The 14,844-nt window shown below is 32.1% G+C and carries 9 protein-coding genes; 7 read left to right on the top strand and 2 right to left on the bottom strand.

Translation table 11 applies throughout. The features are described from left to right. Positions 1-1,982 precede the first annotated feature (1,982 nt). Positions 1,983-2,723, top strand: coding sequence for a MerR family transcriptional regulator (locus FS802_RS17365; RefSeq protein WP_098654141.1), 741 nt, complete (start codon positions 1,983-1,985; stop codon positions 2,721-2,723). Between the two features lie 34 nt (positions 2,724-2,757). On the opposite strand, the gene FS802_RS17360 is transcribed toward FS802_RS17365, so the two are convergent. Next, complete coding sequence (locus FS802_RS17360; RefSeq protein WP_088610522.1) at positions 2,758-4,212, bottom strand: FtsZ/tubulin family protein; 1,455 nt, start codon at positions 4,210-4,212, stop codon at positions 2,758-2,760. A gap of 14 nt (positions 4,213-4,226) precedes the next feature. After that, a complete protein-coding gene (locus FS802_RS17355; RefSeq protein ID WP_046956052.1) occupies positions 4,227-4,640 on the bottom strand; it encodes a hypothetical protein in 414 nt (137 codons plus the stop codon). Positions 4,641-6,301: 1,661 nt separating this feature from the next. Here FS802_RS17355 and FS802_RS17350 point away from each other — a divergent pair. The 6 genes from FS802_RS17350 to FS802_RS17325 all read left to right on the top strand — a co-directional run bounded on the left by FS802_RS17350 (position 6,302) and on the right by FS802_RS17325 (position 14,569). Beyond that, the gene (locus FS802_RS17350) at positions 6,302-7,585 is read left to right on the top strand and encodes a replication-relaxation family protein (protein ID WP_098654140.1); all 1,284 of its coding nucleotides are present in this window, start codon (positions 6,302-6,304) and stop codon (positions 7,583-7,585) included. A gap of 190 nt (positions 7,586-7,775) precedes the next feature. Further along, on the top strand, positions 7,776-8,162 hold the full coding sequence (locus FS802_RS17345) for a hypothetical protein (protein WP_255291790.1): 387 nt from the start codon (positions 7,776-7,778) through the stop codon (positions 8,160-8,162). Positions 8,163-8,179: 17 nt separating this feature from the next. Beyond that, positions 8,180-11,629: a DNA translocase FtsK gene (locus FS802_RS17340; RefSeq protein ID WP_144525256.1), complete on the top strand. Its 3,450-nt coding sequence runs from the start codon at positions 8,180-8,182 to the stop codon at positions 11,627-11,629. 244 nt (positions 11,630-11,873) lie between these two features. Beyond that, positions 11,874-12,434 carry a helix-turn-helix domain-containing protein gene (locus tag FS802_RS17335; RefSeq protein WP_098654138.1) on the top strand — a complete coding sequence of 187 codons (561 nt, stop codon included), beginning with the start codon at positions 11,874-11,876 and terminating at the stop codon, positions 12,432-12,434. A 397-nt stretch (positions 12,435-12,831) separates the two neighbouring features. Further along, positions 12,832-13,032 (top strand): cold-shock protein, encoded by a 201-nt coding sequence (locus tag FS802_RS17330; RefSeq protein WP_000434817.1) that lies wholly within the window; start codon positions 12,832-12,834, stop codon positions 13,030-13,032. 904 nt (positions 13,033-13,936) lie between these two features. Next, on the top strand, positions 13,937-14,569 hold the full coding sequence (locus tag FS802_RS17325) for a class I SAM-dependent methyltransferase (protein WP_176536113.1): 633 nt from the start codon (positions 13,937-13,939) through the stop codon (positions 14,567-14,569). The last annotated feature ends 275 nt before the right edge of the window (positions 14,570-14,844 follow it).

The following is a 14,844-nucleotide window of genomic DNA, read 5'->3' as shown; positions in this document are numbered from 1 at the left end:
ATATAAACAAGAAAAACCCATTTCGCACCCTAAACTCACATCGACATATCAACTGACATTGATATGTCGAACGAAAACCGAAAAGAAATGTTAATTTTATATCAACAGTTTTTATGCAATAAATACAAATACTCATTAATAATTTAAAAATGTGTTTTACGGTAATATTATTCATAGCTATTAATGCTGTAATATAAACATTTAATAAATAAATTTATTACTTATTAACTAAATATAAAACTTCTCATCAAATGCAAATCTCAATCTATTAATATACTATCACATTAACATTTTATCCTTTTGGTTAACATGAAGTTGACAATAGAATATAGTAAAGTATTTAAATTCAATTTTATGTTAATAATAGTGGTGCAGTTATTTGCAACAGATTCAACCAATCTTTGTTTACATGTTAATTATACACACGAAATCAAGCAATTATACATTTAGATCCTTGTAATTTTCATTTAAACTAACTTTTACATGTCATTCAAATCTTTTAATGTATCACTTATTTAAATGATTACTTCAAGAGGCCTGGAGATTTTGTACAAAATACCATAATGTTTATATACAATTGAACTCTCAAAGCTACATTATCTCTGTTATCGATGTTATATGAACAAGAAACAACCTCTTCATAACACGTACTCACATTGACATATCAACCAACATTGACATGTAATGTCAAAACTCAAAATATCGTGTTAATTTCATATCAACACCTTTCATGCAATAAGTATAAATACTCATTAATAACTCTATTAAAAACAATTTATAATAGGGTATTGCTAATAGCTATTAATTCTGTAATTTGAACTTCTAATAAATTAATTACTAACAAGATATAACACTTCTAACCATGTAAAAAGTTCAATTTATCAATAACCTATATACAACTACCGTATTTACATTTCATCCTTTTGGTTAACATGAAATTGACAACAAACTATAGTAATGTGTTTAAATATCAATCTCATGTTAATAATAGAAGTTTAAATATTTGCAACAGAATCAGTCAATAATTAATAATATGTTAGTTCATCCGCTAAATTAAGCATTATTACAGAGGTGTTAAAAGACTTATTCGGTTAATTTGAATAAGTCTTTCTTATATTTGATCCCATATAAATAAGAACATCACCAATACAACGATTGCTAATGATAGTTTAGTTGACAAGACATTGATATTTATCCGCCAAAAATCCTTTCTATGTCAATCTCACATCTCGTGTTAATGTCAGTAGGGGTGGGATTTCATCCAAAATGAGTGATTTCAACCTTTAACAATAGCTATCCTGTTGAAAATTAAACAAATGACATCTTGGAATTATTTGAAAATCACAAATGTTAACACAGCGACATAAATCTATCTCAAATATTCCATACACTATTAAAATACTCGTAAATATCATATTGATCGTGACATAGAGTGGACATTGAACCTCAATGTCGATTCACATTAATTCTAATCCTATATCCCTAGCTATATTTGCTCTTATAAAAACTACTAATTTGGTAATATTATTACCTTTTTTTCTAGCTATTATACATTACAATTTAAATTCCCTAGCTTACGTCGGCTTATTTTTCCGCACTATCATTGATTATCTCCTCATAACTTGTTTACAAAATACCTATATTTCCTTATCATTAGTATTAAGTAACGTGTTTTGTTAATCTCATGGCAACTATCAGTAATCTTGCTAACATAAAAGATAACGGTATCCATTGATAGAACATTGCCATTTATATACTTTGAGGTAACAATAGCATCAACAAATCAAGCGTATTCTATATCAATAATCAATGTTCTGTTAACAAACATTCAATTACATGTTAGTTTTATATTTCATGTGAGTTACTGAATACATAGGGATTTTCATACATATTAGCGAAATAATACCTAACATGTTAATCTCAGTTCACATGTTAATTTCAAATTGAATGTTCATGAGTTGATTTTTAAGGAGGTTGTTACTATGATTGAACAAAAAACCGAATCACAAGACCATCAAATTAACGATGATGACATATTAGATGATAATATTTTTGAAAAGGCATGGCGAATAACTGAATTCTCTAAACTAGTTGGACGTCATCACAATACCGTTTATAATTGGTTCAATATTTTAGAGGAAAAAGGGCTCCACGAAACGTTAAGAACCCAAAATACAAATGAAAAACTCTATAATACATTAGATCTTGAAATTGCTCTATTTATTAAGCAGAAAAGGGATGAGAAATGGTCTTTAGATGCAATTATTGACCTATTACCACACCAATTCGATTTAAGACCTGTATCACTAGAAAATCAATCAAATGAAGTGTCTACTGAATTAAACCTTCAGGCTACTGCAGAAATCATTGAAAAAATGGTAGCTAAACAGTTAGAAGAAAAAATAAAACATATTGAGTCTCGTTACGAAGAGAGGGTAGACAGTATACTTAAACAGTTACCTCAACCCGAAGATGCAGAAACCATAAAATTACGACAGCGCCAAGATAGACTTGATAATTTCATTATTGAGCATAGGGCACGTCAGGAGTTAAGAAAGCAGGCAGAAGGCCTCTGGAATAGTAAAGCTGCAGAGGAACGTACTAGAAAGGTAGGATGGTTTAAAAAAGAGGAAGATTTGGGTAAAAAACAACTCTTCATTGAACAGTATATACAGGATAATATAATTGATTATATAAAATCTCTTATGAATTCTGTGGAATAATAAAAAAGTCTGGAACTTAGTCCAGACTTTTTTATTATTTTGTAGTACCAAACATCTTATCTGGATCTAGAAAATCTGCTAAATCTTCATCTTCATTTGCTCCAGCATTATTATTTTCTTCGTCACTACCCATATCGATAAAATCTCCAAATGCAAAACCTAAATCCTCATCCTCATCAATACTCTCGATAGTACTAATTTGAGACTTTGTAAACTGAATTTGACTTTGTCTTTCTTTAAACTCATTAAATTCTTCAACTAATCCTTTAGATAATCTCGATGGTAATGCATCAGTTTTATAGAACGTATATACACTTCCTAAGAAATCATTTTTACTTACCAAATATCCATTAAAAACTGTACCGTTTATAGGTAGATTATTTGAAACTTCTACCTTAGCATCATCCATAAAGGAATCATTAATGTTTTTTTGCTCATCTAAGATAGCAAGCATACCAAAATGATGTACTTTTGACGCTTCTACAGAACCGTCGTTATTCTTCTTCATCAAATCAATTGGGGGATGGAAAGAGCTACCTCTTAATGATTCTTGGAACATCTCGATAATTGCATGGCTATTTTCTATCTGGTTCATATTACGTGAAACCTTATTAATTACTAAACAGCCCGTTTTCTCAAGTAAAATACGCTTAAAGTCTTGAGAATCAAGTATTACAGATGTACCAGATCCATTGGCAGCGGTATTTAACTCATGAATGATTTCACTAATGCGTTGATTTGCATAATCTCGTGAATTGGCGATACCTTTTTTCTCATTTTCATTTAATTCCTTAAATTCATCGTAGAAGTGCTGGTTATCAGCAAATACTACAAAGGCTACACCTTTGGATTTATCATTTGCTAATTTCCAAATCTCCTGTGAAAATTTATTTACTTGTCGTAATACATCCGGCCCATCTGCTCGGACAGGAAGTGTTACAACAATCCCCATTTTAATAAAATCTTTGCGCTCAATAGCATTTTCAAAGGCAATTCTCGCAAACTTTGCTTGATTTGCTTTGATTTCAGACATTGGATATTGCTGAGCAACTTTTTGTAATTCTTGTCTGATTACTGGTTTATTATGAAAAGCCGAAAATTCTTCAATAGCTTTAATGATTGTAGAAGTTCCTGTTCCTCCACCTAAACCTGCAAAGAATAAAACAAGTTCATCAGAAGGTCTTACACGTTCAGTAATAAATTCTTTTAATTTATCTTTTGCTTCCTCATTTGAATCAAGAACTTTTAACGCACGCTCAGGGTTCTTACCTAAACCACCTAATTTAAGTGAAACTTGATTACTTTTTGGTACATTTTTTAATTCAGCTAGATCTCCATCATTACTATTTAGTGCTAAGCAATTATATACTGCTGTGCCATCTGTATGTGTATATTCCGCAAATTTATCTACCATTCTAGTACCGGCTTGACCAAATCCAACCATTGTCATTTTAACTGCCACTTCATTTTTCAAGAAGTTTTTTGCCATTATTTTATCTCTCCTTATTTACCTTTTTTTCTTTTCCCTAACTCAATAAGTACTTGTTGCCCTCTATAAGTTGAGATTAAAAATTTATATGGATGCATAGTCTTTTCATAGATTAAAGACATTGATGATAGCGTACTCACACTTATTTCTGCTGAACGTCTAGATATATTCGTACGTTCAACTTCTAATGAATAGGATTTACCTTTTTTCTTCTTTACTCTCCTATCAATAACTACATTTTCCACTATTTCATTAATCGATATGCCTCTCATGTACTTTGTCTCTTGAAATTGTTTATTTACTACGTTTCCTATGTATAGAAATACACTGTAGAGTATCTCATCTTGTTCAAGTATATCAGCAAACATGTTTACTACTTCATCTGCAAACTTGATTGTTTGATATTTTTCACTTAAAACCTCGTTCAAGTTGTCCCCCCCCTTAAAGCATTGGTTAATTATTCCTAGAAACATAATACATCATTACACGTCGTATATCAAGTCATTATAAATAAAACTTATATATAGGTCTTATATATAAGACTTATATTAATAAATTCATAAATAATCTATGTTTTATAAGGGTTTATATATACAGCGTATATATAACGCGTATACATGTTATATCAATCTTAAATTTCATGTGATTTACATTTTAATTAATTGTAATAAAACACTGTAGAAAAAACTGATAAAAACACAGGAAAAATCACTCGTTTTTATTAACATGATACTCACAAAAATATGTATACAACTTATATATAAGTTTTATATATAAGTTGTATACATAAACACTGTTATAACAACAATAAATCAAATTTAATTTACAACAATTATATGATATTATTTTATATAAGCTGTATAAATAAGTTTCATATATAACTCTTACTTATACAGTTTATATAAATCGCATCTAAAATATTCAATATCCAAGCACCTACTATCATACGCGTGTATATATTTTACTAAAGAGATTTCATGAAGATCTTATAACAATTCACACTAAGTTTTTTTATTACTTAATTGGTCTGAAGGGATCTATCTCTTATAAGGACGATAATTGTTAATGTTATGTTAATGCGTTGTTCTTTACCTAGTACTTGTTAGTTCACATGAATGTATATGTTGACAGAAAAAATATGCTCTGTGCCTCATTTGAATACAATTCCATGTCAATTTCAGTCACTCTTAGAAAGCCATTAGAAGAGGCTGTTAATTTCATATGAACAACAGAAATCATCTCAGATTATAATTAACATGTTAAAAAGAGAGCCAGCGGTTAAGCTGACTAATGCAATAGTCCTTAAAATTCCTGTAAATAATCTCTTACACTAAGACATTCAAATAGTATAATGCTAAAAATTTGCATCATCGCTATGAAAAAGGAACATTTCTGTAAATTGAATTATTAACAGTAAATTCTTATCTTATTAACATCAAAGTGATACTTACATTACACTAAAAGTATTATTAATTTAGTAGAAATAATGATAGCAATTAGAACTTCACATAAAATTAACAACTAATTAATTTCATGTGAATGGAACCTTTTTGTTAAGCACATGTAGACATACTCATTAATTTTTTGTCTAAATATTTTATAAGATAGAACACGTAAAACAATAAGTTAAATTTTCACACTGAATCTGTAACAAACGTAAGAGAGGGCACTCCAACAAAAAGTTTACTTTCTAAAAAATATAGGGAAAGCTACTTTTTGCTATCAAAAGTCCCATTATAATTCTTGAATAATTGTAATCAATCAAAATGTTATTATTCCTATCTAATAAATGTTAGGACGTTATAACATTATTTTATTAACAAAATTTCATTATAACTATTGTTAGCTGTTTAGTAGTATATCGACCTAACAACACGAAAGGTTTAATAGATCCACATAAACCCATAATTTTTAATTGATTTTTAAGAATAGTTAGCATCCCAACTCTGGTGTACAAAATTGGGTATCTCTGAAAAGCAAAACCTCTTATTCATGTTTTCTTATTTTACAACCACTACATCAATGTAATAGTATATTAAAAATGATAAGTATTTAATTTAAGTCTAATTCAATATAAGAGGTGTATACTTTGTCCGGAGAAGTGTATAAATATAAACGTCCAGGTACCAAAAAACATTTTCACTTAAAAGAAGCAGACGTTTTTATGTTAACAGTTTTATATTACAAAAGAGCTCTTACAACACGACAAATCACAATGTTATATAGTGCATTTGAGGGAAGAGGATGTTCTGAAGCTAGCATATTTACAAAGCTTGATCGATACTCACAATACGGAGCTTTGCTAACTAAAAAAATAGATAAAAGGGATGACAGCATTACGAAACGCGCCTTGTTTGCCTTAAAAGAAAAAACAATTGAATTTTTAATGGAGATAGGGAGAATTCCTAAAAAAAGTTCCAAAAGAAGGTACTCACGAGCAACTTCTTTTCACACAGTATGTTCACGCGAAGTCATTATCCGTACTCTTCTAGCGACTACAAAGAAAGCTCAAACCAATGAAGTATTATATAAAATGGATATTCGTTCTTTTTACCAGAAACAAAATATGACAATTGAGGATGACCAGTTGCCTTTAATTCCTGATGAACATATTTCATATCTAGGTAAAAATATCTATATCGAGATGGATATGTGTAAAGAAACAAATGCTACCTTAGTTGAAAAAGTAGGTAAGTACATAGAATTTTCACAAAAAACGAATGAGAATATAACCGTTGTTTTTGTTATGTACGACAAATCTATGTTCCTTGCTGAAGATGCTGAACCACCATACGTGCGGATGAAAAATCTATTATTTTCGATACGGAAATATCATGAAATATTAATGAATCTACCCAATCTACATGTACACGTATGCTCACTTAAAAATGCTGGAGATGTAATTTCAGATATCATCCTTGGAAAAGATGATAATCAAAACTTTGAACAAGATATTCTTTTATCTTTATCTCAACGTTCAGTAGGAGATGCCGATTGGCGTTACACATTTGTTGAAAGGGTTCAAGCGTTCAAAGAACCAATAGATGGAGGCCTTCGACGAACGTATAGGAGAGATAAAGATGTTATCCAAGATTTCTTCTTTATTTTCGGGAATGAAAATGATTACCGGATGATTGCTAGACTAGACGATGTCATATTTTCAAGAAAAGAAGGGGACGAAGGCGTTCCACTTGTTGTTATTTATCCGAAGCGTGAAAAACCTAGAGATATTCTTTTAATGAACGCTTATCACAACGTTCTACTGCTATCCTTACAAAATGAAAGTGTCACTATAGAAGCGGATGAACAGATCCTGGTACGTACTGCAAATAACATTCATCCGAAAAGACGTAAACTTGTAGAATTATATTAATCTGTTATTTTCTATATAAAACTATATAATTTTATTGATTTTTATTATTTAAAGTGTTAGAATAGCGTTTGAACATATAATGAAAACTACAATCAAATCAGAACATATGAAATTAAGGCAAGCGACACACGCTGTTTTTACAGTGGGTGTCGCTTGTCTTTTTTTATATGGAGAAAGGTGGAAAATGATAATGAATTTACAATTTGCAACAACAACGAATGGGGGAGTGCTCTCTGCAAGAGAAGCATTTAAGAACCCAGAACTTGTACTTAAACATATTACAGAAGAGGGTGCAACGTTTAATGTTTCTCTACAAGATATCCAAGTTCCAGGAAAGCCAAATTACTTTTGGTACGATGTCATAATTGAAACGGCAACAAATAAAAAAATAGAGGTGAATATTGCAGTACTTTCTCAAGAAGAATATGACCAACTATGTGAAAGAAATAGTATTGATTTATATTTAAAACAAACCGAAGATGCAGCGAAATTCTTTTTAGAAAAATCAAAAGAGCAATTTAAACCTGAATTCAATAATCGCTTCACATTCCATCATAAAATTAAAATATACCTGTAAGATGTAGGTGATTTTCTATGGGGACACTTAAACAACGGTTACCGTTATTTACTACACTCACCTTAATTAGTGGATTTATTTTTTCATTTGGATTCGGTCTAGTAAACTACATAAAGTTACTTTACTATGCATTTGAACCACCATCTTATCCTATAGAAATTACATATATACCGCTTATTTTAATGTTCTTCTCTTTACTATTAGGAGAATTTAGCTTTAGGTTTTACAGCCGCATTCCTGCTTTACATGTCAAAAATGGAAATTTGTTAATCTTAATCACCTCTCACATTGCAGTTGATATCCAATTTTTATGGTTTGCAACTGCTCCGATCCATGCAAAGGTTATTCCTTATCTCACGGATAAATCAAAACATATCGATTTTGGTGAATATGAGGCAATAGGCCAAGTTTTAACAGGAAATTTCCACACAATCACTTTGACTTTTGTATTTTTACCTACAGTATTTATGATTTTGTTTACACTTTGGTATAGTGGCCATATTGTTCGTTACCGAGGAGAGATATTAAAGTGGGCACAACAATACGAATATAAAAATCACAAGTTACAAAAATGGTTTATTGGCCAAGAAGAACAAATATATCCTGATGTAGAAATTGGGCCTCATATTGAGCATAAAGAGATGGTTCGTATTAAGGGGAAAGATAGAACGCTAAATGGAATTATTATTGGTCCGATTGGTTCTGGTAAAACATCAAGTTTAATTATTCCTATGATAAATCAAGATTTACACTGGATGGTGCGTTTCATAAATAAGTTTGAAACAGCGTATAAAAAGAATGATTATGATACAGAAGAAGTAAAAGGAACATTTTTAAATGGTGTGACTGTTATTGAACCTAGTAATGATTTGTGTCAAAAAGTATATAAGTTGGTACAAGCACATAAGATCCCTGCAAGTTCTGTTTACTATATCGATCCAACTAATCCTAATACCAAAAATATAAACATTCTGCGAGGACCAGTTGATAAAGTAGCAGAGGTTTTCGCAATGGTTATTCAAGGTTTGTCTGAATCTAACAATGCGTTCTTTGAACAGGCCCAGCGTAACCACCTTAAACAACATATCTATTTACTAAAACTACACAACCCACAAAAAGATGTTACCTTCGACGACTTAATTGAGATGTATGATGATGTAGAACGTGTCCATCGTATGCATAAGCTTTTAAAGGTACAAGTAGAGAAGTTATATGATTTTGTTCAAAGCGGGGATGCTTCACGTGACCAAAAAAATGAATATAAAATTATAAAAGGTATTGATGAATGGTTTGATAATACCATTCGTGAAAAAACAGGCTTCCAAGGAGAAACAGCAGTTTATAAATCAGGGAAATATCGCGGACAACCAATGCATTATGACAGAGAAGAAGAATATGTTAAAGGTTTACGTAATATCTTAAAAGATTTGGCTTCTAACGTTTTAATACGACGCGTTTTATTTGGAACATCCGATTTTGATTTCGATGTTCATTTAGAGCAGGGTGGCATTTTACTTGTTAATACAGCGAAAGGGGAGTTAGCAGACCTTTCTAACGTATTAGGAAAATTTGTATTGCTGAGTATGCAGAATGCGGTATTCCGTAGAGAACCAAATGTCTCACCTTACCATCACATAATTGTCGATGAGTTCCCGGATTATGTTGTGCGGCCGTTTAAAGAATTCCCTGCACAATCTCGTAAATATAAAGTAATTTTAACAATCGCTAGCCAAACACTATCGCAATTAGCTCTCGACTTCACAGAGCAATACATGTTTACTTTACTAGGTTCGTTCCGTAACAAAATGATATTTGGAGATGTAACACCATATGATGCAAAAATTTTCTCTGACATGTTTGGTGAGAAAGAGGAATTTAAAGAAGCGGAATCTGAACAGGGTATTTCTCCTATGCAAGAGTATCCAGTTAGTCGACTAGGATCAACCTATCAAAAAACGAAAGAAGTTGTTATGTCACCAGGAGATATCATGGCACAAGGTGCATTCATCTGTGCTGCTCGTATTGTACAAGACAATCATGTCCAACCCGTACAACAAATTACGAGTAACTTTGTACCAAAAGAAGAATTTGCTCAAGCTATTACACAGGTAGATGAAGGTATGGGCCGATATTGGGAAAATGAACGTCTTCGTCTTATTAATGAATCTATTGCAAAAACAAATCCTATGAAGCATGTAGACGCAGAGAACATGAAGAAAATACAACCTTTGTCATCTATGCAAGAGATTACGATGGAGCAAGATAACTCTATAGAAACAAATGGGGAGCAACAACACATTGTATCATTGGAAGATTATAAGGAAAACAAGTCTCAAAATGAAACTCTACCTAATGATCCTGCAGAAATGAGCCAGCAGGGAAATGTCGGTGATGAAATTGAAAATAAGTTGTATGAAGATATTAAGGAATTTATTATCGAATCACAACAAGTCTCGCCATCTCTTCTGCAAAGAAAATTCAAGATTAGCTATATGAAATCTATGCAATATATTGAGAAGTTAGAACAAAATCTAGTTGTAAGTTCTTACACAGGGGATGGTCCTCGTAAAGTATTAATTTCAAATAATAGTAGTACATCAGAAGAAACAAGTGTTATTACTACTCATTCATCTGACAATACTATTTCACCGGAAGTAGCAATTCCAATTGAAGGCGAAGGAATCAAACAAGAGGAAACTAGCTCCTTTAAGGATATTCTATACGACGATGTTTTAAGTTTTGTGAAGGAATCGGGAAGTATCTCTATATCTGTACTACAAGACACGTTTAAAATTAGTTATACACGTGCATCGAGATTAATAGAAGCCCTACAACGAAATGGTGAACTGCCTGTAATAGCAGAAGAAACACATCTAGAAAGTATAAGCTCTGATATAAAAGAACTGGTCGTGAAAGAAGATATTAAAGAAACCATAGATATAGAATTACCTTCTATGGACGAATGCTATGAAATAAACATGGAGGTAGCAGAACTAAACAAAGAATTACCTATTACTATGTTAGAGCAAGATTGGAATAAAGATTCCATTATTCATTCCGTGATTCCTGATGAGACCGAAACACTGTTTGAAGAATTCCCATCTGATGGACCTCCCGTTACAATAACAGAGGCAGAAGAAACACATGTAGAAATCAACACGGTTCCAGTTGAAGAAATGCTTAATCATACCGAAGAAAATAAGCTAGATGAAGATGTAGCAAAAGTTTACGAATCTATTAGTATTACGGTTCAAGAAAACTTAGAAAAAAATAGAGAAGATCATTCGAAAAATGAAGAGAAGCAACCGGAATATAAACCTATGAGTTATAAAGAACGCCAAGAGCACTTAAAATCTCAGCAAAAAAATAAGAATAATACTACGCAGTCGCTGGTTAATAAAAATGAGAAACCAAAGCACAAAACATCTAACGTAATGAGTAAGGAATTGAACAATTTCTTTGATTAATAGTTTTTAAACCTCAAATTAAATCTAGTATTGGTATAGTCAGCATTTCAGAAAAAACCACGCTAAGCCAAAAGAGGCTTATTTTTTAAGCAGTTTCTTAATTCGGATCAGTAATTGTATCTAAAAATAAAGGAAAAATTGCATGATAAAACATTTTTACATCTTAAAATCACATTATTATAAAGATATTTGGTAGTCTTTAATTAGCCTTTAACTTAACCTCAAATTTAAGGGAGATGTATAAATGAACATCGGTAAACAGATACAATACTTTCGTAAACGGGATAACATGTCCCAAGAGAAATTAGCAGAAAAAATTCATGTTTCCAGACAATCTATTTCTAACTGGGAAAATGAAAGGAACTATCCAGATATTCATAATTTACTAATGATGAGTATTCTCTTTAATGTCTCCCTGGATGATTTAGTTAAGGGAGATGTAAAGATCATGAAAGAAGAACTTCAAAAATCAACTTTCTTTAAGTGGAGTTACATCATGTTAGCATTAATGCTTATACTTCCTATTTCTATTGCACCTGTATTTTACTTTTTTGGTTATTATGGTCTTATAATACCTGTGGTACTTACGATTTTGCTTATGTTTTCATTACAGCAAGTTGAAAACATAAAAAAAGAGCATAATTTAAAAACTTATCGTCAAATAGTTGATTTTATAGAGGGAAAACCTATAAGTGAAGTGAAGCCTAATATAAAAGATAAATTATTAAAAATAAGTTTTATGCTTGCAAGTGCTTTAATTAGTTATAGTTTGATTTATTTAGGATTGAGTGTATTTGGAAGATAACTTAGAAAACTATTAAAAGTCCTCCGGATTGTTTAACTGGAGGACTTTTGTGTTTACATAATTATGGTTATCAGAAGTAAAATTCAACTCGAAAATAGCTAATTTTATCAGTTGTGGAATGTCTGAAAAAAATCAAACTAATGATATTGTCGAGATCCTTTGGCAACTTCTTGCTGTGATAACTATCATAGTGATTTTTTCTCCAGCAACCACTATTAGTGGTTAATTACCATAAGGACTTATTTTTGAAATTTGCTATTTTTTAGAAAGCATGTTAATTTAAGAAAGACCTATTTTTGTTCGGTTTAAGATTAAGAATAAATTTTGTTTTTCGTCTAATGTATTTGAGCAAGGGTAGTAACATATGTGTGGGTATCCACACTAGGAGGCAACAATTATGGAACAAGGTAAAGTAAAATGGTTTAATGCAGACAAAGGTTTTGGATTCATCGAGCGTGAAGGTGGAGAAGATGTATTCGTACATTTCTCAGCTATCCAAATCGACGGTTACAAATCTTTAGACGAAGGACAAAGTGTAACGTTTGAAGTAGAACAAGGACAACGTGGCCTACAAGCTACTAATGTTCAAAAAGCTTAATATTAGTTCATGAAAGACCCTCTTGTAGGGTCTTTTTTTGATTTTGTTATAATCAACTTTTTAAGGGGATTTGGGGTGCTTAACTTTTAATGAAAGAGAAGATGTTAGAAATCATAATTTTAGCATTATGGAGTACCGCCACATGCCCATCAACTTAAGATTTTAAAGTAGCCCCTAAACGAAAATTTTTCTTTTTTTAAATTGATTGATAGTAAACAAGAAAGGTTGGCAAATTACCAATCTTTCTCGTTTGGAGAGTTTTAATTTTCAGTTATCAAACCAAAAATAACCAAAATAATATCCTACGCAGTATTCTCCTCATGACTTTTTTTCTAGAGTTTAACGGTTTTTGAGAATCTTTGTAACAGAACCCAATATTTCATTTTAAATAACTTTAGGTATCAATAAAGAGAATTTATCATCCTTGCAACATTTAAATAATCAGAAATTTTAGACGGATAAAGGGATTGTATGATAATATATTTATATGCATTACTTTTCCATATTTACAATAAACTTACACACGATTAAAAATATTGAGGTGATTCATTAGTGGTTAATAATACGTGTGAAACTAGAAAGTATAATTCAATACATAAAAAACGTTTTTATAATTCTGTTTTTTCAATCCCTTTAGTTGCTTTAGCTTTATTTATATTATCTTCTGTACAACTAGAATTAACTACTTTTTTGCTTATTACTTTTGTTTCTGTTGTTATAGTGCTCTTTCAATTGATTTATTTTTACAGTAAATGGAAAGTTCTGTAAAAAGTTAAATTTTAGTCAGTTACTAATAACAGTTCTAATTCATTGTACACCGAAAAGAAGGAAGCGTTCCTTTTGTCAAAATGATAGCAAGCATCTAATTATTACGCTCTTCTCCGCAGAAAGTGAGGTTCTGACCATGACGAGACGTTCAGAAGCTGAACATTGGAACGAGGTGTTTGCCGATGTGAATCTCGGCAAGCCACAAGTAGATTTTTGGCTGGAAAAATACGAGCCGATGCTAGAATTGGCCCCAGATGGACCGGTCATTGATCTTGGCTGCGGATATGGCAGCGACTCTTTGTTTTTAACAGAACGAGGTTATCGGGTCATCGCCTGCGACTTCTCCTCTGAGTCGTTGGCGATTATACGCAAATATGTGCCAGGCGTTGAAACAAACCTATTCGATATGACAGGAGGATTGCCGTTTCCGGATGGTAGCGCGAGGGCGGTTGTCGCGGATTTGTCCCTGCATTATTTTCACTGGGACGATACTGTTTCTATTGTTAGCGAAATTGCGAGAGTTGTCGGCACTGGCGGATTGCTGCTAGCCCGCTTGAATTCCACATGCGATGTTCATTACGGTGCCGGCCAGGGCATCGAATTGGAACCCCGTTATTACGAGCATGAGGGGCGGCGGAAACGTTTTTTTGACGAAGCAGATATGCGTCGGTTGTTTGACGGATGGGCGATCAACGTGTTGACTGAAACGGACATGCACCGCTACCGGAAGCCGAAAATTTGCTGGGAGATGGCAGCTTGCGTCCGCTGATGGCGGGGGCTGTGTGTGCCGACGAACTTGCCGATGTGAATCCGACCGTCGGGACAGCTGGTCGAAAGCAGCCAGACAAAAAGACTCAAACCTTTTTTGTTCCGCTCACGGGGATCGATAATGCAATAAACCAAAAAACTAGTCAATAACACTTTATTTTCGTGTTATTGACTAGTTTTTTGGTTATAAAGCCGGATTAGTATAAATTTTCCTCGAACATAGTTAATTAAACAACTTAAAACTACATTGAATACATGTAAACAAAGTGACAACCA

The organism is Bacillus sp. DE0042 (assembly GCF_007680225.1).
Classification (GTDB): Bacteria; Bacillota; Bacilli; order Bacillales; family Bacillaceae_G; genus Bacillus_A; species Bacillus_A wiedmannii.
Note: the sequence above shows the minus strand (reverse complement) of the source record. Positions and strands in the feature narration are given on the sequence as shown.